Consider the following 16,761-nt stretch of genomic DNA (forward strand, 5'->3'; position numbering starts at 1 on the left):
GTGGGCGATATGTTGAGCACATGACCGATACAGTTGACCGGAAGACCCGCTCACGGATGATGTCACGCATCCGCGGCAACAACACGAAACCCGAAATTCTGTTGCGCAAAGCTTTGCATGCTCAGGGTTTCCGGTTCCGTGTGAATGTACGGAGGCTTCCGGGATCTCCTGACATCGTGCTGCCAAAGTGGCGCAGTGCGATTTTCGTCCACGGTTGTTTTTGGCACCGGCATGCCGGATGCCCGAAAGCAGCCACCCCCAAGTCAAATGTTTTGTTCTGGCAGGAAAAGTTTGCAGCCAACGTGCGACGGGACGCCGAGGCCATTCAGCGATTGCATGATCTGGGTTGGCGGACCCTCGTCGTATGGGAGTGTACAGTGGGCTCGGGTGTCGACGACCAACTCACACGCGAGTTGGCAGACTTCATTCGATGGAGCGGCGAAATTCACGGCGAGCTTTGATCACGTCAACACCTTGCCTTCACGCTTACGTCGTTCACGTAAGAACGGCCCATCTGCCCGTGCGTTGCCCCGAGATGCATCACGCGGATTTGTTGCCCCAGCGTTGCCCCAAGCCGGGATTCGACCAATCCCGGCACAAATGAGCATCGCTCAGAGTGGAGAATTTACGTTTTATATCTTTGGCTTTGAAGTGGTGCCCGGGGGCGGAATCGAACCACCGACACGAGGATTTTCAATCCACTGCTCTACCCCTGAGCTACCCGGGCACGGGAACGGCGTTTGCCGTTGGGTGCAGGCCTTCTATGACTTGCCAAACGCGGTGTCCAGAGGCTTTTTCAGATTTTTTCAGTGCGGGCGATCCTTGATTTCGACAGCATCCTGAATCTCATCGTCAAGGTCATCCTCGCGCTGCGACGGAACCGCATAGGAGCCGTTCAGCCACTTGGCCAGATCGATGTCGGCGCAGCGTTTCGAGCAAAACGGACGAAACTGTTTGACAGTATCTTCTCCGCAGATCGGGCAGCTCATCTCAGGACCTCCGACAATGGGATACGGCCGCGTTTTCGCTGCAATTCGAAATGCCCCAGCGGCGTCCAGCCGGCGAGGATCGTTTCTTCGCTGTCAGCCCTGAAGGCAGCGCGGAGTGCGGCTTCGAATCCGCGCCGGTCTTTTTTGGGCATCGGCGCAAGGTCGAGCGTGATCTGCCCGCCCAGCCCGCGCACGCGCAGGGCACGCGGCAGTTCCTTGGCGCAGGCGAAATTGGCCTTTGTCCCCGCAGCCAGCGAGCCATCCGAACCGGTGTTCACGTCCACGGCCACCAACGCCCGGGTGGGTTCGATATACATATGCGCCCCTCCCGCCAAAGGATGGGATGCGCCACGTGCAGCGTCCAGCGCCTCGAGCACGCCATGGTCCGCGAACCCGCCCGCCTGGGTCGAGACCTCGGCCGGCTCCACCCATTCGCGCCAGGCGAGGACATGCGGTCCGTCGCCCTCGGACAGCGTTTCCGGTGCGTCTCCGGTGTCGTTCACGACCTGCTCGGCCAGCGCTCGCATGGCGGCGATGTCTTCGGCAATTTCATCGGCATCCGCGCCCTGGCAACCGGAGCGCAGGATCAGACCGAAGGGGCTGCCGTCCATCTGCTCATGCGCGATCACCAGCAGCCGGTCGCGCTCATCATCATCGCGGATCGAGCGAGAGATGTTCAGCCCGGGCGCGTCCGGCGTGACGATGGCATAGCGGCTCTTGAACAGGATGCGGTTCGTCACTGGCAGGGCTTTGCCCGGCTCGGCATAACCCGTGACCTGCACCAACAGCATCTCACCCTGCGCCAACCCTTTAACCTGCCGAAGGAAAGCCGGACCATCCGGCGTTGTCAGGAACATCCCGCCCTGCCCCTTGATCGCCCGCTCGGCCCGGGCCCGGTAGATGGTTCCGGGGGCGTGCGCATCGGCAGAGATCAGGAAATCATCCAGTTTGCCATCCACCATCAGGGCCGCGGCTTCGCGGCCTTGAATGTGATCCAGAATGATCGTTCGACCTTTCATGATGCCTCGCGATACAGGGGGTAACCGATGCCTTGCAACAGTCCTGCGGTTTCAGACAAGGGCAGCCCGACGATACCCGTGAACGAGCCCGAGATCCAAGGAATGAAAGCGCCCGCGGGCCCTTGGATGGCATAGGCACCGGCTTTGCCCTGCCAATCGCCGGTAGCGAGATATGCGTTGATTTCCAAGTCCGAAAGACGCTTGACCTTGACCTGACTGACGACGTCACGCTGCAACACCCGATCGCCGCGACGCACCGCGACCGAGGTGATCACACGGTGGCGACGTCCCGACAGGGCATGCAGAAATTCGGCTGCCTGTCCCGCATCCTCGGGCTTGCCCAATATGCGTCGACCCAGCGCAACCGTCGTGTCGGCGCACAGGACGATATCGTCCGGGGCCGCCTTCACGGCATGTGCTTTCTCGCGGGCAATGCGCGCGCAATACGGCAGCGGAAGCTCGCCCCTTTGGGGGTCTTCGTCAATGTCAGGGGCAGAAATGGCGTCGGGCTGCACGCCAAGCTGAGCCAGCAGGTCCAGCCGTCTGGGGCTGCCCGATCCTAGAATGAACGCCATTGCGGCAGGCGTTACTTGAAGCGGTAGTTGATCCGACCCTTGGTCAGATCATAGGGGGTCATCTCGACCTGAACCTTGTCGCCGGCCAGAACACGGATGCGGTTTTTGCGCATCTTGCCTGCCGTATGTGCGATGATCTCATGGCCGTTTTCCAGCTCGACCCGAAACGTCGCATTAGGCAGGAGTTCCTTCACGACACCGGGAAATTCGAGCGTATCTTCCTTGGCCATGTTGTCTCCATCTTTGCGTTGCCCTGCAGAATCCGCAGGTGGCGCTTAAATGAGCCTATTTCGGCCTTATTTCAAGGGTGGAATCACTTAAAGCCGCGACATTGTGACCGATTCGACTCGGGGCGTCTGCTCGGTCCAGTGGGATCGGTTCAGGACATGGCCATCCGCCCGAACCTCGGCGATCGCCGACAGATCGACGTCTGCGTAGGTCCAGCCGGGCTGGTTGAGCACGCCTTCCGAGAGCACGCCGGTTTGTGGAAAGCCCTTGTCCGGTGGGCCGAAAACGCCTCCGGTCCCAGTGTTTGCGTCCACGGACTGAGACCAGTCGTTGTTACCCACCAGCGACGCCATGACCGTAACGCATTGATTCTCCAATGCACGCGCCATCGCGCCGATACGGACCCGCCAATAGCCCGACAGGGCCTCGGTGCAGGACGGCACAAGGATCACGTCGGCCTCTGACAGGGCGCGGCCCAGCAGAGGAAACTCGCTGTCATAGCAGATCAGAACGCCGATCCGGCCCAGCGCCGTCTCGAAGATCTTCAACGGTCCGCCCGGCGCGATGTCCCAGTCTTCGCGCTCGAACCGGGTCATGATCTGCTTGTCCTGATGATCCTGCGCGCCTGAGGGGGCGTAGAATTCGGCGCGGTTCACCGGGCGGCCTGGGCCGGCCTGAACCGGGGCGGATGCGCCCAGAATGTACAAATTGTACTGGGCCGAGAGGCGCCGATGCAGGATTTGTACATCTTCCATCCGCTCGGATACCGCCCGGATCGAGCGTTCGAGATCCCCCGCAACCTCGGCCCCGGCCAGCGTCGAAAGCTCCATCGCTCCGTACTCGGGAAACACCAGCAGTTCAGCCCCCTGCCCTGCGGCCCGCGAAACCCAAGCGTCCAGCTTGTCTTCGTACTGCGCCCAGCTGTCCAGCCAGTCGAGATTATAGGCGGCGGTGGCGATTTTCATGATGCGGGTTCCAATGCTGTTCTTGCGAAGAAGTAAATAGCCGTTGTTGCCCGGTGTACAGGCCAATCGGGCTGTGCGCTGCACCAGAATCTTTTGGTTCGTTGCATAGCCTTTCAAAGCAAGGGTCCGGGCCGGGAGAGCGCCGGATCCGCACCCAATCTGGACATTGCCGATCGTCCATGCGCACTGTGACCCATGTCGCTGATCGATGACCTGGAGCTCATTCTGGAGACTGTCCTGCCAAACGACCCCAGTTTTCGGCGGATCGAAAGGGCGGCGATAGACAGCTGTGTCAGCGACAGTCGGCGATACGCACTTGAGGGCTCGGTCGAAGCATTTCTGCTGTCGGCGATGCGCCTTCTGGCACTTCCCAACAACGGGCACACAAGGCTGATCCCGAATGATGCAATCTCGGTGTTGCCTCTGCGGTTTGTGAGCGTGGGGCGTTCCGTCCAAGTCCTTGGGTCGGCATCAAGGGTGATCGCCCCACAAGGCAAGCTGCTGGCAGTCAATGGCGCAGCTGTAAGCGAAATCGAGGCCGCGGCGGACAAATTTCTGGCGGGAACGCGCCAGAGGAAGCGGGTCATCGGTCCGATTATCCTGGCTTGGCCGCACGCGTTGGAACGGCTGGGATTTTCGTCCGACGACGGTATGACCGAGTATCACGTGCAGGACGAAAACGGGCAGACAACCAATCTGAAAGTAGCAAATGGAAACACCGTTCCTGCGTCGACGCTCTACCCGAGAAACGAGCACGGCAAAGCCGATCCAGCATGGGAACCCGAGAGCTTTGTGGAGATTGAGGATTGGCAGGCACTTGGGCTTTCAATTCAACTGCCGAGCTTCTTTGACCCAGGCAAAGATGCGCTGCGCAAAGCCATATCCGAGGCAGCGGATCGCGTGCGCGCTAGCTCTGACAAAACGCTTTTGATTGACGTTCGCGGAAACACCGGCGGTGATTTTCTTCTGACGATGCCTTTGATCGACGCAATCGCGCAAAGCGCAAATCAGCGGGTGGTCGTACTTGTCGACAAATTCACGTTCTCCGCCGCGATCGTGTTTGTCGCCATCCTCAAGCATCGATTGGGTGACAGGCTCACACTCATCGGGGAAGAAGTGGGAGACGGACTGACGTTCTTTGCCGAAGGTGGGTTGCTTGACTTGCCAGCGAGCGGAGCGGTCGTTCGATACTCCTCCGCCTTTCACGATTGGAGGACGGGAACGTCTGACGAAACGACACCGCCCGAAATCGCGCGGCAAATCGTGCCCGTGGGAGAATTGAACCTGGGTCGGGAATGTGTCGCTGGACCCTCGGTCGCTGGAGCACGGGGAGCGTTCTATCGACGGATCCTCGAAGATTTTCGCGGCTAGACGAACGGCTGTCGTCGCGCGTGCCAGCGGGCACACACAACGCGTTGCGGCGGCTTCACAGATCCCTGATCCAGAACTGCAACGGTTTGAGGGTTTCCGAGTCCTCGCCCAGATCCTTCCACGAAAACCGGGCGATCACGCCGGGCAGGGGCGCATAGCCCCGCGCGCGCCAGAACGGGTCGAGCGGCCGATAGTCGGCCGGCCGCATCGGGTGGTCGCCCGGACGCTGCACGCCGCAAAAGGCACATCTGGCAAAGCCCAAGTCCCTCGCGTGACCCTCGCGCAGGTCAAAGAACGCATGTCCGACGCCCTGCCCCCGATAGGCGGGCAGCAGAACGGATTCGGCGCAATAGAAAATCTGCGAAAGGTCCAGCCCGGTGCCGTCGAAAGCGGCGGCGAAATCCTCGGCATGGTCGGCCAGCGGCGCGCCGGTCGCGGCCCCCACAAGCCTGTCGCCGTCAAAGGCGCCGACGACGATCGCCCGGTCGCTGTCGCGGTAGGATTGCAGGTATTTGCGCTCGTAGCCCAGATCGCCGTCATAAAGATAGGGCCAGTCGTGGAACACCGAAATGCGCAGGCGCGCCACGTCGTCCAGCGCCGCCTCGAGCGCCGGCCCCGTCAGCGCGCGGACCTTCGTGACCTCAGCCACCCGACACCTGTTTCACCCAGTCAGCAAGATTGTAATAGGTGGTCACGCGGGTGATCTTGCCGTCCTTGAGGTCAAAGAACGACCCGGCGGGCAGGCGGTAGGACTGGCCCGAGGCCGCGGGCAGGCCGGCATCGGTTTCCAGATAGGTGCCGTTAACGATGTATTCAGCGGCCGCGCGGGTGCTGCCCTGGGCCTCGAAGATCACCATGTCGGTCAGGGTCTCGCGATAGCAGCGGTTCATATGCGCGCAGAATTCGGCGAATTTCTCTTTGCCGACGCGGATCTTGCCTTCGTTCACGTGATGGGCCACGTCGTCGGACAGGCAGGCCAGCATGCCGGTGACATCCCCGGCGTTGAAGGCATCGAAATAGGCTTGTACGGTCTGGGTCATGCGATCTCCGTAGGTTCCCCCCAGCGATCCTTCAGGTGTTTGATGATCTGATCGCGGGTCTGACGGTAGTGGTGTAGCTTTTCCTCGCGCGTCTCGCCCAGTCCGGTAGGGTCCATTATTGGCCAATAATCGACATCGAGGTGAAAAACCCGCGTCAGCTCCAGCGCTTTGCGCTGGCTGGCAGGCGACAGGGCCACGATCAGGTCGAATGATCCCAGGTCATCCCCCCATTCCTGCATCTCGTCGAACGACCGCGACCGGTGGCGTGACAGTTCCACGTCGATCTCCTGGCAGACGGCGATGCTGAACCCGTCGATTTCCAGGTCGTTGTGTACTCCGGCCGACTGCACATATGTGCCCGTGCCGTAGAATTTCTTCATGATGCCTTCGGCCATGGGCGAGCGCACCGCGTTGTGGTCGCAGCAGAACAGGACCGAATGCGGCAGAGGCTTCACCCGTCAGCCTCCGAAATGCAACACGCAGATCAGCGTGAACAGGCGGCGGGCGGTGTCGGTGTCGATCTCAGCCTTGCCCTCGAGCCGTTCCTGCAAGACCCGGCTGCCTTCGTTGTGGATGCCGCGCCGGGCCATGTCGATGGTTTCGATCTGGCTGGGCGGCAGGGTCTTGACCGCATCGAAATAGCTTTCGCAGATCTGGAAGTAGTCCTTGACCACCTGCCGGAACGGACCCAGTGACAGATGGAACTCGGCGGCTTTCTGGCTGTCTTCGGTGGTGACGTCGAACACCAGCCGCTTGTCGCGGATCGACAGTTGCACGTGATAGGGGCCGTCGGGCACCAGCCGGTCGTCACGTTTGGGCAGGGCAAACGAATTTTCCTCGAGCAGGTCATAGATCGCAACCTTGCGCTCCTGCTCGATCTCGGGCGTGGGCGGTGGCAGGTTTCGATCGTCCAGTTCGATATGCGAAATGCGGGTCATGGTCATCGACTTCCGTTCAGGTCAGGCCAGACCTAGCGCACCTATGCCCGCGGGACAACGCGGGAAACGGGCCGGACGCAAGGTCAGATGGCCGTCAACCGTTCAGCCGCTTGAGCCGCGCGCCCACGGATAGCCCGTGCGCCTCCAGGCTCTCCGACCGCGCCAGCTGCTCGGCCGCCGGGCCGATGGCCCGCAGGGCCTCAGGGGTCATGTGGCTGAGCGTAGTGCGTTTGAGGAAATCCATCACGCTGAGCCCCGACGAAAACCGGGCCGAGCGTGCGGTGGGCAGCACATGGTTCGGTCCGCCGACATAGTCGCCGATGGCCTCGGGCGTGTACTGGCCCAGGAAAATGGCGCCGGCGTGGATGGTCTTGCGGCTCAGCGCCGCCGGATCGGCCACGCACAGTTCCAGGTGTTCAGGAGCGATGCGGTTTGACAGCGCGGCGGCCTCGTCCAAGTCGCGCACGGTGATCACCGCACCATAGTCGCGCCAGCTCGCCCCGGCGATCGCGCGTCGTTCGAGCGTCTCCAGCCGTTTTTCCACCGCCTCGGCCACCGCGCGGCCGAAACCGGCGTCGTCGGTGATCAGGATCGATTGGGCGCTTTCGTCATGCTCGGCCTGGCTGAGCAGGTCCAGCGCGATCCAGTCGGGGTCGTTGTCCTTGTCCGCGATCACCAGAATTTCGGAGGGCCCCGCGATCATGTCGATGCCGACCTTGCCGAACACCCGCCGCTTGGCCGCCGCGACAAAGGCGTTGCCCGGCCCGGTGATCTTGTCCACCGGCGCGATGGTTTCCGTGCCATAGGCCAGTGCGGCAATCGCCTGCGCGCCACCGATGCGGTAGATTTCATCGACGCCCGACAGGCGCGCGGCCAGCAAGACCAGCGGATTGACCTGTCCGTCGGGCGTGGGCACCGCGATGGCCAGACGCTCGACCCCGGCCACCTTGGCCGGAATGGCATTCATCAACACCGACGAGGGGTAAGAGGCCAGCCCGCCCGGCACGTAAAGCCCCGCGGCAGACACCGCCGACCAGCGCCAGCCCAGCGTGGCGCCCGACCCGTCGGTCCATTCCTGATCCTGCGGCATCTGGCGCTCGTGATAGGCGCGGATGCGCGCGGCGGCCAGTTCCAGCGCCGCACGGTCATCGTCGCTGACGGTTGCGATGGTCTGCGTCACCTCGTCGGCGCTGAAAGCCAGCGTGTCCGGCGTCAGCTGCAACCGGTCGAATTTCGCCGTCAACTCGATCACCGCAGCATCGCCACGTGACCGCACGTCTGCGATGATCTGCGCCACTACGGCGTCGACATCGGGGCTGTCTTCGCGTTTGGCGGACAGAAGGGCCAGGAATCCGGATTCGAAATCGGCGGATGTCGTGTCGAGAAAAACGGGCATTTGAGTACTCCGGGGCGTTTGAACGGGTCTTATCGCCCGCCGGGGCGGGCCTCAACCCTCAGCCCGAGGGGTGCAGCGATTTGCGCAGGGGAAATTGGGGAATGCCGTTCCAGTCCGCGGGCTGCCCCGCCGCGACCCAGCCATACCGGCGATAGAAGCCCAGCGCGGTCTTGGTTGACATCAAATGAACAGTGGTGGCCCCGGACAGGGCCAGTTCAGACTCGAGCCGGGACAGCAGCGCGGCACCGACCCCCTGCCTTGCGTGGTCAGGATCGACATAAAGCAGCGAAATCTCGGCCGGTGCGCGCAGCCCACCGACGGCGGCAACATTTCCGTTCCGCTCGGCCAGCCAGATCTGGGTGCCGGAGATGATCCAGTTGCGAACGGACTGCGGGTCCTTGTTGGCTGTCCATGCCCCGATCTTGTCTGGTTGATTTCCGTGGTCGGCCTCACACAGTCGGGTGATGGAGCGGACCAGAACCTGACTCAACCCGAACACGTCGAACACGGTGGCCCGGCGCAGCGACACGCCGGCCTGCCCCGGAGACAGCGCCTGCGAAATGCCACGCTTGTTCTGCATGTCAGTCCGGGTGCCGAGGCGCCTTGCCCGAAGGCGCACGATAGGGGCGCGTCACATCCTTGAGCGTTGCATCAACCGCTTCCACCGTCAGTCGGATCGCGCCATCCCCGGCCAGCACAAGCAGCACCTCGCCCGTGCCATCATCCGAAGGGTGGAACTCGATATCAAGAACCGAGAGGATCAGGTCCTTGTCGGATCGATCAACCCCCTGGCTGGACACCGACAGGACCGAGTCGAATACCAGCAACGACTGCACCCGCTCGAATTCCCGACCAAGGCGCTCGGCTGCTTCCTTGTCCTCCCACCGGAACCGGTTGAGCAGCAAGGCAAAGCGGCGGCGGGTTGGTTGCCAGGTCATTTCGCTGACCGGAAAAACCGCATCCTGCGTCAGCGTTGCGATCACCTTGAGGTCCTCGGCATCCAATGCGCCAAGGTTCAGCGGCGCCTCGCGCCCGTCTTCGAATGTTGCGTCTGCCATCAGCCCTTGATCCGTTCTATTTTCGCGCCCACGCCTTCCAGCTTGCGGACCACATGCTCATATCCGCGGTCCAGATGATAGACCCGGCTGACGGTTGTTTCGCCCTCGGCCGCCAACCCGGCCAGGATCAGCGAGACCGAGGCCCGCAGATCGGTGGCCATCACCGGCGCGCCTTTCAGGCGCTCGACCCCCGTCACCGTCGCGGTGCCGCCATGTACCTCGATCTGCGCGCCCATGCGCACCAGTTCGGGAGCGTGCATGAAGCGGTTCTCGAAAATCCGCTCCTCCAGCACCGAGGTTCCCTCGGCCGTGCACATCAGCGCCATCATTTGCGCCTGCAGATCGGTAGGAAAGCCCGGGAACGGCTCGGTCACCACGTCCACGGCGCGCACCCGGCCATTCTTGCGAGAGACCTTCAGACCCTTTTTCGTCTCGGCGACATCCACCCCGGCGGCCGTCAGCTTCTCGACGAAGGATTCGACCAGTGACAGGCGGCCGCCCAGCAGTTCTACCTCACCGCCGCAAATGGCGGGGGCCAGCATGTAGGTGCCCAGCTCGATCCGGTCGGTGACCACCTGGTGCGTAGCCCCGTGCAGGCGGTCGACACCCTGGATCTCAATGGTCGAGGTGCCCTCGCCCTGAATCTGCGCGCCCATGCTGCGCAGACATTGAACCAGATCCACGATCTCGGGCTCGCGTGCGGCGTTTTTCAGAACCGTGGTGCCCTTGGCCAGCGTTGCGGCCATGACGATGTTCTCGGTGGCACCCACAGAGGCAAAGCGCATTTCATGCACCGCGCCCTTCAATCCACCTGGCGCCTTGGCGTTCAGGTAGCCGTCCTTCAACTCGATTTCGGCGCCCAGTGCTTCCAGCCCCTCGACATGCAGGTCCATCGGCCGCGCCCCGATGGCACAACCGCCCGGCAGCGACACCACGGCCTGCCCGAAACGCGCCAATAGCGGCCCCAGAACAAGGTTCGAGGCCCGCATTTTGCGCACGATCTCGTAATCGGCCGTGTGACTGGTCAGATCATGGCTGGACATCGCCAGAACCTGCCCGTCCTGCAGGGCCGACACCTCGGCCCCCAGCGACTGCAGCAGCGCGGTCATGGTCTTGATGTCGCTCAGACGCGGCGCGTTGGTCAGCGTCAGCGGATCTTCGCTGAGCAACGTGGCCGGCATCAGCGTCAGACAGGCATTCTTGGCCCCCGCGATCGGAATTTGGCCGTGAAGCGGCCCGTTGCCCGTTACCAGAATCGAATCCATCTGCTCTTAGTCCTTGTGCTGTCCCAGCCGGTCATCCTGTGCGCTGCGCGCCTTGGCCTGCGCCTTGCGCCGCGCCAGGTTTGCCTTGAGGGCAGCCTTGAGCCGATCTTCGCGCGCGGATCCGGATTGTCCGTGTTTTTTGGGTGATTTTTTCTCTGCCATGATCTTTCTCTACAGGAGGCGAAAAAAACCGTCCAGAGACCCTTGCGCCCCGTTTCGTTTGAGTCTAATCACCCGCCCACAGCGCTGCTGTAGCTCAGAGGTAGAGCACTCCCTTGGTAAGGGAGAGGTCGAGAGTTCAATTCTCTCCAGCAGCACCACGAAATCAGCACCTTAGCGCCCACGCCCACAAACCACGCCCTGCACCGTGGCGCACATGTGGCGCACCACGCCCCAAAAAAAACGGCTGGAAGTACTCAGGCACTCTCTGTGCGATTTCAGACGGGTGCGGAAAAAACCGGGCAGGGTGTTCCACTACGGTACTTAGCGTGCGCACCTACGATCCTTACCGTGCGGTCTCTGTCACAGCGTTGCAAATCACGGCAGGATCGCGACCAGACACGAGGGAGGCAGAGCATGACCATATCCAGCCACAGCGAATACATGGCGGCGCAGAGGCGTCTCCGGTCACTCAGAGGCACAGAGCGCGCAGATCTCGCCCAGGAAATCACCGCCTGGAAGGATGCAGCGGCACGCAGCCGATCGGTCAATTCAGGTGCGGCACTGGCAGAGGCTGGTCGAAAGCTGGGATGCGCAAAGCTGGTGCAGATCGGCATGAGCAATCCCCACGGCCTGCAGCCCCGTGCAAACCGCAAAGCCGGATGGTCTGATTATGTCACCTGAGCGGCGTTTGTGGCTGTCCGTCCTGTTGGCTCAGGTCTCAGCTGCGCAGGGTTGGGGCTTAGGTATCGTGGCAGCCCGAGAGCGGGACCGGGTGCAGACAGAGGCGCAGGCATGGCTCAAAACCACGGATGCGCGTTTGGTCGCTGACTATGCCGGTGTCAGCCTGGCCCGCCTGCAGCGCTTTGTCCGGCGCGCTGAGCGGCAGGGCTGGGCGCAGAGGAAACCCCGCCGGTCAGCCTGATTGCTCGGGCGGAGGGGCGCTCTGTTTCCGTTCCCGCGCTGCCCTACGCCTGCAGGCCGCAGAGCAATACTGAGCCGTTCTGCGCACGATGGGGAACGCCTCACCGCAACAGGGGCAGGTTCTGATGCGCTGCCCGTTTGCCTGGCCCTCACGCACACGCTCGCGGGCTGTCTGTTTTTTTTCTCGCTCCGCATGCCATCGATCCGCCAGCGCCTGGGCAGACCCGTTTCGTTTGGCCGCACGCTGCATGCAGGGCTCAGAGCAGATGCTCACCACATTGATGCGGTCATGCCGCCACGGATGCAGCCGCCTCGACTGCAGAGGCAGACCCAATATCCAGCGATACCCGGGGTTGTCCCGGCGCAGCTGCAGGCGATGCTCTGGCTCCCCCTCAATCGACCGCCCACATACGGCGCAGGATTGGGCCTCTGGGCGCTCAATCATCGTGCCAGGGCTCCTCAATCACCGGATCACCGTCAGGCCCTCCGCCCTCTGCGACAGGGTTGCGCCTGCCCCGTGGCTGCCTGAGGGGCATTTCCGCCTGCCTGCGCTCATCCTGGCGCCTGGCGCGGTATCGCTCGCGATTGGCCCGCACGTTGTCCACCGTGTCCAGAATGGCGATGTCCTGCACGCTGCGCACGGTCAGGTATGTGCTGCCATCGTGGGTTTCGAGAGACAGACCCCCCGAAACCGTGACCGGCACGCCCTGCACCAGATGCTCCGCCAGGGCCAGGGCGCGTTTGCCCCAGAGGCTGCAGCCCACAATCTGCACATCATCGCCCCGCCCAACCGATACGCGGAAATTGCACACGTCGCTCTGTCCCGCCTTTGTGAGTTTCGCGCCCTTTGAGACGCGCCCTGCAATTGTCACGCTTAGCATGCCGCCCGTGCCTCCTGTGCGGCCTCATCCTCGGCCTGCAGGCGAGAGACTGCCGTTGTGAATTGCCCGCGTATGATTGCGTGGGTTTCGTTGCTTTGGTCCGTCATGGTTTTCCTCCGTTTGACGTTGTGGTTCGTTTTTTTTTCTTCCCCTCCGCCCAGACACGCAGACGTCGCGCGCGTGGCAGCGTTGCACCGGCCCCGTGATGGGCCTGAGGGAATACACGGCGATGTTGCGCCCGTGGGTTCTGTTGCACCGGTGCTGAGACAGGTCAGCGGGTGCGGATGGCGTTGCGCATCATCGGCCACCAGTGCGGCGGTTGAGATGTTGCGCAGGGCAATCCACACGTCCTGCGTTTCCCCAGCATCAGCGCAACCGGCGACACAGGGACAGAGCGCGAGGATTGAGGCGCTGGGCGTGCCACATGAGGAGCGCAGCGCTGGAGCGGCTGGGTGCGTCATTCCGCCCACCACGGGTAGGGCTCCCACGCGCTGCCGGGATGGTCGATTTGATCCGCGTGCGAGGTGTGAATTGCGGTGCCGTTTGGAGCCTCCGTCTCGCGTGCGTCACCCGTATTACTATTATGCCCCTCCGCTTTAGGCGGTTCAGGGGGGGCAACCCCCTCCGCTTTAGGCGGTTCAACCCCCTCCGCGCGGATGGGGTTGGCTGTTTCTGCCGCGCCTTCAAACGCGCCAGATTTACGCCGTTCCTTCACCTCATTCCCGCGTTTTCCGTCGCGCAGTTTGGCCACCTGTGGAAACCGCCCGCGCCATTGGTCCAGCCAATGGCTGGCCAGCCTGACCTGGCGATGTTTGGAGCCGGCCCTGGTGATGGTCACAACCCCGGCCTCATCCAGAACCGCAATCACCCGTTCAACCGTGGCACCACTCCAGCCGGTGCGGGCTGCGCATTCCTCATTGCTGAACCGGGTTCCGGTATCGTGGCACCACGCTATCTGTTGCAGCACGGCTTTGTATTTTGGCTTTGCGCGAACCCGGCAGCCATGCCGATTGTATTTGGCCAGCTGCACCATTTGGGCTTTGCGCCCGTTGTCACCGCGTCCTGATACCGTCATATTGCACCTGTCGCGTTTCGACGCGGCACCGTCTGCGCTCCGGCGCAACGTTTGGCGCGCGGGCAGGGGTTCGTCTCCCTGCCCGTTTCATCCTTCCACATCGCTCGATCCCTCCTGCGCCCTGGTCAGCGCGGTCAGCAGGTCTATGCCGCGATACTTTCGGGGATGGTTGGGCCGCAGGCGCGTGACCTTTGGCCCGTTCGGCTGGCGCGACCAAAGGTCTATCGTGCGCTTAGATACGCCGATGGCCGTTGCAGCCTCATCCGTGGAATACATCGCGTCTGGATGCAGGCAGCACGGCCAGAGGGGGAAACGCACCTTAGCGCGCAGTTCCGCGTTCTCAGCCTGCAGACGGGCAATCTCTGATGCTGTGTCAGTCACGCCGCGCCCTCGACATGACGCCCGCGCAGAAACTCCAGCACGTGCAGGCCCCGATACCGTGGCGGCATGCCAGGATAGAGCCGCGTCACGGCAGGCCCTCGGCCCTCCGCCCTCCAGCGCTCCAGCGTGCGTGGGCTGACGTTCAGGATGTTGGCCAGCTGGCCGCTGGTGTAGAGCACGTCAGGTTCAATCTGCCCGCCTGACGTGGCCAAAGCCGGCAGCAGTACCTGTGCTATTTCCTCTCGCATGGTTTGGTTCCTCTATGCAGTTTGCGTCTGCACAAAGGCTGGACCGGAAAAGCGGTTACCTTGGAGGGGGGAAAGGTAACTATTCGGGTTTCTGCGCGTTTTTTTTCGCCGCCTCGACCGTCGCACGCATGACGTTGCGCACAATCGTCACGGGGTCCAGCCCGCCGGACCAATTGCCCACCAGCGCCGCCTCAATCGCTTCCACGTCGCGCTCTGGTGACGCAGCAGCCAGCGCGCTATGCGCAGGGATATGCTGCTCTGGCATCCATTTGCTTTCCCAGTTTTTCAGCGCCTGGCCGCCCGCCCTGTAGTCCGTGCCTCTCAGCGTGTCAGCGACCACCACCCGCGCTTTGGTTTTGGTCATGCCGGTGCGCTGCAGAAACCGCACACAGGCGATCGCATGACACCTGACCCGCGCCACATCAGCCGGAACCGGTGCCCGCCCTCCGACCCGCGTCTGCGCAGAAACCACGTCGCGCAGCAAATCATCCCGCACGCCCTTAAGCACGGCCAGCGTGTCACCGCCCGCTGTCTCGGGAAACCCATCCTGCAGGAAACCAATCACAGCGTTCAGCGCCTGCAACCTGCCCTCTGTCGCATCTGACGCTGCGTTTGCCAGAGCCAGAGCTTTGCGCAGCTGCACATAAGCCGCCCCAACGCGCAGGGCGTCAAACGTGGGCGGCAGGTCCAGATCTATGCGCTCAGACCCGCTCATTGCGTCACCTCCTGCACATGGCGTTCCCATCTGGCCTGCGCCTCGACCCGCTGCGCCCAGAGATCAGCCTCTGAATACCGGCCCAACAGATCGGGGCGGGCATGACCTATCATCAGTTCTGCCACGCGCTCAGGTACGCCCAATTCCTCCAGCCCCGTGCGATAGGTCCGCCGCAGAGCGTGAAACCCAAACCCCGGATTGCCCAGCGCCTCGCGCAACGGCGTCAGGATCTGGGTAAACCCGCTGATGCGTTTGCCATGCCGACCGGGGAAGTACAGCCCGACCCCCGCCAATTGTGGCTGCGCATCCAGCAGGGCCAGCGACGATGCGCCCAACGGAACCCGCACCGCCTCGCCCATTTTGTGCAGCGCGGCGGGGATGGTCCAAACACCCCCAACCACATCGGCGCGCGTCACACACGCTGTTTCACTGCGCCGTTGCCCGGTCAGCAGCATGAACCGCAGCAGATCCCGATGCACCGGGTTTGCCAGTTTGCCCGTGGCCACCCAGAAACCCCGGATCTCCTCTGGCGTGGTCAACGTCACTTTCGGGCGCGTGTTGAGTTTCTGTGTGCGGGTTTCCCTGTCCCTGCGATACCCGGCCAGCACGTTTGCAGGGACATGCCCCGCGTTTGCCGCCCATGTCAGCAGGCCAGAGGCGCATTTGCGCAGGTAGTCGCTTTGATGCCCGCCCGCCTCAATCGCATCCATCACGCCCACGATCTGCGCCCGTGTCAGGGCCAGCGCTGGGCGGTTCAGGTATCGCCTGAGGTTGCGCTGCAGGCAGGAAACCACATCGGCGCGCTTTACCACCTGACGGGCGCGCAGGCGATCATCGTATGCGCTGATAAGCTGAGAGAGCGTCAGCGCGTGGCTTTTGTCCGTTGGGTCGATCCCCTGCCGCATTTCTGCCAGCAGCCGCAGAGCCTCGGTGCGTGCCGTTTGCAGCGGGACCGCATCAACCGAGCCAATCCGCACATTGCGAGACGTTGCGCCCCGGCCTGAGCCGATGCGGGCTTTCACGTAGTAGGACGCCGAGCCGCTGGGCTGCACGCGCACAATCAGCCCCGGTGTCTGCGCATCCCGCACGTCATAGGGCTTTGCACGCGGTTTCATCCTGGCGATGCGCTGGGCGGTCAATTTCACCGGCTCAGAGCGTTTGGGTTTGCTGCGCCCCGCTGGGTGCAGGCGCACCACGGGCGCGGGCTGTCTGGTATCCGTCATGGTCTCATCCGTCGTCATCGTTTGGCCTGTGGCGCACATGTGGCGCACCAGAGTGAGGGGCTGTGTCGCCCTCAGTCCGCAATGTAGACCGCAAATGCCTGCGCTAAAAGGGGGTTCTGGGGCTGTGGCGGGCGCTGTCTGTTTCCACCTGTCCCTTGGTAAGGGAGAGGTCGAGAGTTCAATTCTCTCCAGCAGCACCATCTTCCAGCTTTTACCGGGATTCCGCTGCACGACGCCGCAATACCTTTGCAGGCGCGACTTCCCCAACGTCAACCAGACTTGGCCGGAAATCACACACATCTGACACCTTC

The 16,761-nt window shown here is 62.8% G+C and carries 24 protein-coding genes and 2 tRNA genes; 5 read left to right on the top strand and 21 right to left on the bottom strand.

Translation table 11 applies throughout. From position 1 onward, the window contains the following. Nucleotides 1-20: 20 nt before the first annotated feature. Nucleotides 21-461 (top strand): very short patch repair endonuclease, encoded by a 441-nt coding sequence (locus K3752_RS12955; protein ID WP_260063454.1) that lies wholly within the window; start codon nt 21-23, stop codon nt 459-461. A gap of 191 nt (nt 462-652) precedes the next feature. On the opposite strand, the gene K3752_RS12960 is transcribed toward K3752_RS12955, so the two are convergent. The 6 genes from K3752_RS12960 to K3752_RS12985 form a co-directional block, all read right to left on the bottom strand. Next, nucleotides 653-727 (bottom strand) — tRNA-Phe (locus K3752_RS12960). A gap of 79 nt (nt 728-806) precedes the next feature. Next, complete coding sequence (locus K3752_RS12965) at nt 807-989, bottom strand: DNA gyrase inhibitor YacG (RefSeq protein WP_170337460.1); 183 nt, start codon at nt 987-989, stop codon at nt 807-809. After that, complete coding sequence (locus K3752_RS12970; protein ID WP_260063455.1) at nt 986-2,008, bottom strand: ribonuclease E/G; 1,023 nt, start codon at nt 2,006-2,008, stop codon at nt 986-988. The genes K3752_RS12965 and K3752_RS12970 overlap by 4 nt, the downstream gene beginning before the upstream one ends. After that, a complete protein-coding gene (locus K3752_RS12975) occupies nt 2,005-2,583 on the bottom strand; it encodes a nucleoside triphosphate pyrophosphatase (protein ID WP_260063456.1) in 579 nt (192 codons plus the stop codon). Before K3752_RS12975 ends, K3752_RS12970 begins: the two co-directional genes overlap by 4 nt. 11 nt (nt 2,584-2,594) lie before the next feature. Beyond that, nucleotides 2,595-2,813: a translation initiation factor IF-1 gene (gene infA, locus K3752_RS12980; RefSeq protein WP_005978431.1), complete on the bottom strand. Its 219-nt coding sequence runs from the start codon at nt 2,811-2,813 to the stop codon at nt 2,595-2,597. An 87-nt stretch (nt 2,814-2,900) separates the two neighbouring features. After that, complete coding sequence (locus tag K3752_RS12985; RefSeq protein ID WP_260063457.1) at nt 2,901-3,776, bottom strand: carbon-nitrogen hydrolase family protein; 876 nt, start codon at nt 3,774-3,776, stop codon at nt 2,901-2,903. A gap of 195 nt (nt 3,777-3,971) precedes the next feature. On the opposite strand from K3752_RS12985, the gene K3752_RS12990 reads away from it, so the two are divergent. Further along, nucleotides 3,972-5,147, top strand: coding sequence for a peptidase S41 (locus K3752_RS12990; protein ID WP_170442441.1), 1,176 nt, complete (start codon nt 3,972-3,974; stop codon nt 5,145-5,147). Between the two features lie 55 nt (nt 5,148-5,202). On the opposite strand, the gene K3752_RS12995 is transcribed toward K3752_RS12990, so the two are convergent. The 9 genes from K3752_RS12995 to K3752_RS13035 form a co-directional block, all read right to left on the bottom strand. Then, nucleotides 5,203-5,796 carry a GNAT family N-acetyltransferase gene (locus K3752_RS12995; RefSeq protein WP_170529353.1) on the bottom strand — a complete coding sequence of 198 codons (594 nt, stop codon included), beginning with the start codon at nt 5,794-5,796 and terminating at the stop codon, nt 5,203-5,205. Beyond that, the gene (locus K3752_RS13000) at nt 5,789-6,187 is read right to left on the bottom strand and encodes a ketosteroid isomerase-related protein (protein WP_170362805.1); all 399 of its coding nucleotides are present in this window, start codon (nt 6,185-6,187) and stop codon (nt 5,789-5,791) included. Before K3752_RS13000 ends, K3752_RS12995 begins: the two co-directional genes overlap by 8 nt. Continuing rightward, on the bottom strand, nt 6,184-6,642 hold the full coding sequence (locus K3752_RS13005) for a low molecular weight phosphatase family protein (RefSeq protein ID WP_170358064.1): 459 nt from the start codon (nt 6,640-6,642) through the stop codon (nt 6,184-6,186). Before K3752_RS13005 ends, K3752_RS13000 begins: the two co-directional genes overlap by 4 nt. Before the next feature lie 3 nt (nt 6,643-6,645). Further along, on the bottom strand, nt 6,646-7,125 hold the full coding sequence (locus K3752_RS13010) for a UPF0262 family protein (protein WP_093962859.1): 480 nt from the start codon (nt 7,123-7,125) through the stop codon (nt 6,646-6,648). Between the two features lie 94 nt (nt 7,126-7,219). Beyond that, nucleotides 7,220-8,521, bottom strand: a complete 1,302-nt coding sequence (hisD, locus tag K3752_RS13015) for a histidinol dehydrogenase (protein ID WP_260063458.1) — start codon at nt 8,519-8,521, stop codon at nt 7,220-7,222. 58 nt (nt 8,522-8,579) lie between these two features. Further along, a complete protein-coding gene (locus K3752_RS13020) occupies nt 8,580-9,101 on the bottom strand; it encodes a GNAT family N-acetyltransferase (protein ID WP_260063459.1) in 522 nt (173 codons plus the stop codon). Between the two features lies 1 nt (nt 9,102). Beyond that, nucleotides 9,103-9,579: a DUF2948 family protein gene (locus K3752_RS13025; protein ID WP_260063460.1), complete on the bottom strand. Its 477-nt coding sequence runs from the start codon at nt 9,577-9,579 to the stop codon at nt 9,103-9,105. After that, entirely contained in the window at nt 9,579-10,844 is a 1,266-nt protein-coding gene (gene murA / locus K3752_RS13030) for a UDP-N-acetylglucosamine 1-carboxyvinyltransferase (protein ID WP_260063461.1), read from the bottom strand. Before murA ends, K3752_RS13025 begins: the two co-directional genes overlap by 1 nt. A gap of 6 nt (nt 10,845-10,850) precedes the next feature. Further along, nucleotides 10,851-11,006, bottom strand: coding sequence for a hypothetical protein (locus K3752_RS13035; protein WP_170447007.1), 156 nt, complete (start codon nt 11,004-11,006; stop codon nt 10,851-10,853). Nucleotides 11,007-11,089: 83 nt separating this feature from the next. Here K3752_RS13035 and K3752_RS13040 point away from each other — a divergent pair. From K3752_RS13040 to K3752_RS13050, 3 genes are all read left to right on the top strand, one after another. Further along, a tRNA-Thr gene (locus tag K3752_RS13040) sits at nt 11,090-11,164 on the top strand. A 256-nt stretch (nt 11,165-11,420) separates the two neighbouring features. Continuing rightward, a complete protein-coding gene (locus K3752_RS13045) occupies nt 11,421-11,687 on the top strand; it encodes a hypothetical protein (protein WP_260063462.1) in 267 nt (88 codons plus the stop codon). Further along, complete coding sequence (locus tag K3752_RS13050; protein WP_260063463.1) at nt 11,677-11,928, top strand: hypothetical protein; 252 nt, start codon at nt 11,677-11,679, stop codon at nt 11,926-11,928. The genes K3752_RS13045 and K3752_RS13050 overlap by 11 nt, the downstream gene beginning before the upstream one ends. 436 nt (nt 11,929-12,364) lie before the next feature. On the opposite strand, the gene K3752_RS13055 is transcribed toward K3752_RS13050, so the two are convergent. The 6 genes from K3752_RS13055 to K3752_RS13080 form a co-directional block, all read right to left on the bottom strand. After that, nucleotides 12,365-12,808 carry a single-stranded DNA-binding protein gene (locus tag K3752_RS13055; protein WP_260063464.1) on the bottom strand — a complete coding sequence of 148 codons (444 nt, stop codon included), beginning with the start codon at nt 12,806-12,808 and terminating at the stop codon, nt 12,365-12,367. Between the two features lie 457 nt (nt 12,809-13,265). Then, nucleotides 13,266-13,883, bottom strand: coding sequence for a hypothetical protein (locus K3752_RS13060; RefSeq protein WP_260063465.1), 618 nt, complete (start codon nt 13,881-13,883; stop codon nt 13,266-13,268). Nucleotides 13,884-13,970: 87 nt separating this feature from the next. Continuing rightward, nucleotides 13,971-14,264: a hypothetical protein gene (locus K3752_RS13065; RefSeq protein WP_260063466.1), complete on the bottom strand. Its 294-nt coding sequence runs from the start codon at nt 14,262-14,264 to the stop codon at nt 13,971-13,973. Beyond that, nucleotides 14,261-14,512 carry a helix-turn-helix domain-containing protein gene (locus K3752_RS13070; protein WP_170782303.1) on the bottom strand — a complete coding sequence of 84 codons (252 nt, stop codon included), beginning with the start codon at nt 14,510-14,512 and terminating at the stop codon, nt 14,261-14,263. The genes K3752_RS13065 and K3752_RS13070 overlap by 4 nt, the downstream gene beginning before the upstream one ends. 79 nt (nt 14,513-14,591) lie before the next feature. Next, nucleotides 14,592-15,227, bottom strand: coding sequence for a hypothetical protein (locus tag K3752_RS13075; RefSeq protein WP_260063467.1), 636 nt, complete (start codon nt 15,225-15,227; stop codon nt 14,592-14,594). Continuing rightward, complete coding sequence (locus K3752_RS13080; protein ID WP_260063468.1) at nt 15,224-16,450, bottom strand: integrase family protein; 1,227 nt, start codon at nt 16,448-16,450, stop codon at nt 15,224-15,226. Before K3752_RS13080 ends, K3752_RS13075 begins: the two co-directional genes overlap by 4 nt. Nucleotides 16,451-16,761: the final 311 nt, after the last annotated feature.

It is taken from the genome of Ruegeria sp. B32, assembly GCF_025141855.1.
Taxonomy (GTDB): domain Bacteria; phylum Pseudomonadota; class Alphaproteobacteria; order Rhodobacterales; family Rhodobacteraceae; genus Ruegeria; species Ruegeria arenilitoris.

Bases quoted from the DNA above. Each gene is read 5' to 3' on its own strand.
- K3752_RS12990 (WP_170442441.1), top strand. From the start codon at position 3,972: ATGTCGCTGATCGATGACCTGGAGCTCATTCTGGAGACTGTCCTGCCA.
- K3752_RS13075 (WP_260063467.1), bottom strand. From the start codon at position 15,227: ATGAGCGGGTCTGAGCGCATAGATCTGGACCTGCCGCCCACGTTTGAC.
- K3752_RS13010 (WP_093962859.1), bottom strand. From the start codon at position 7,125: ATGACCCGCATTTCGCATATCGAACTGGACGATCGAAACCTGCCACCG.
- K3752_RS13050 (WP_260063463.1), top strand. From the start codon at position 11,677: ATGTCACCTGAGCGGCGTTTGTGGCTGTCCGTCCTGTTGGCTCAGGTC.
- K3752_RS13070 (WP_170782303.1), bottom strand. From the start codon at position 14,512: ATGCGAGAGGAAATAGCACAGGTACTGCTGCCGGCTTTGGCCACGTCA.
- K3752_RS13000 (WP_170362805.1), bottom strand. From the start codon at position 6,187: ATGACCCAGACCGTACAAGCCTATTTCGATGCCTTCAACGCCGGGGAT.
- K3752_RS13035 (WP_170447007.1), bottom strand. From the start codon at position 11,006: ATGGCAGAGAAAAAATCACCCAAAAAACACGGACAATCCGGATCCGCG.
- infA (WP_005978431.1), bottom strand. From the start codon at position 2,813: ATGGCCAAGGAAGATACGCTCGAATTTCCCGGTGTCGTGAAGGAACTC.
- K3752_RS12970 (WP_260063455.1), bottom strand. From the start codon at position 2,008: ATGAAAGGTCGAACGATCATTCTGGATCACATTCAAGGCCGCGAAGCC.
- K3752_RS13045 (WP_260063462.1), top strand. From the start codon at position 11,421: ATGACCATATCCAGCCACAGCGAATACATGGCGGCGCAGAGGCGTCTC.
- murA (WP_260063461.1), bottom strand. From the start codon at position 10,844: ATGGATTCGATTCTGGTAACGGGCAACGGGCCGCTTCACGGCCAAATT.
- K3752_RS12975 (WP_260063456.1), bottom strand. From the start codon at position 2,583: ATGGCGTTCATTCTAGGATCGGGCAGCCCCAGACGGCTGGACCTGCTG.
- K3752_RS13020 (WP_260063459.1), bottom strand. From the start codon at position 9,101: ATGCAGAACAAGCGTGGCATTTCGCAGGCGCTGTCTCCGGGGCAGGCC.
- K3752_RS13060 (WP_260063465.1), bottom strand. From the start codon at position 13,883: ATGACGGTATCAGGACGCGGTGACAACGGGCGCAAAGCCCAAATGGTG.
- K3752_RS13025 (WP_260063460.1), bottom strand. From the start codon at position 9,579: ATGGCAGACGCAACATTCGAAGACGGGCGCGAGGCGCCGCTGAACCTT.
- K3752_RS12965 (WP_170337460.1), bottom strand. From the start codon at position 989: ATGAGCTGCCCGATCTGCGGAGAAGATACTGTCAAACAGTTTCGTCCG.
- hisD (WP_260063458.1), bottom strand. From the start codon at position 8,521: ATGCCCGTTTTTCTCGACACGACATCCGCCGATTTCGAATCCGGATTC.
- K3752_RS12955 (WP_260063454.1), top strand. From the start codon at position 21: ATGACCGATACAGTTGACCGGAAGACCCGCTCACGGATGATGTCACGC.
- K3752_RS13080 (WP_260063468.1), bottom strand. From the start codon at position 16,450: ATGACGGATACCAGACAGCCCGCGCCCGTGGTGCGCCTGCACCCAGCG.
- K3752_RS12985 (WP_260063457.1), bottom strand. From the start codon at position 3,776: ATGAAAATCGCCACCGCCGCCTATAATCTCGACTGGCTGGACAGCTGG.
- K3752_RS13055 (WP_260063464.1), bottom strand. From the start codon at position 12,808: ATGCTAAGCGTGACAATTGCAGGGCGCGTCTCAAAGGGCGCGAAACTC.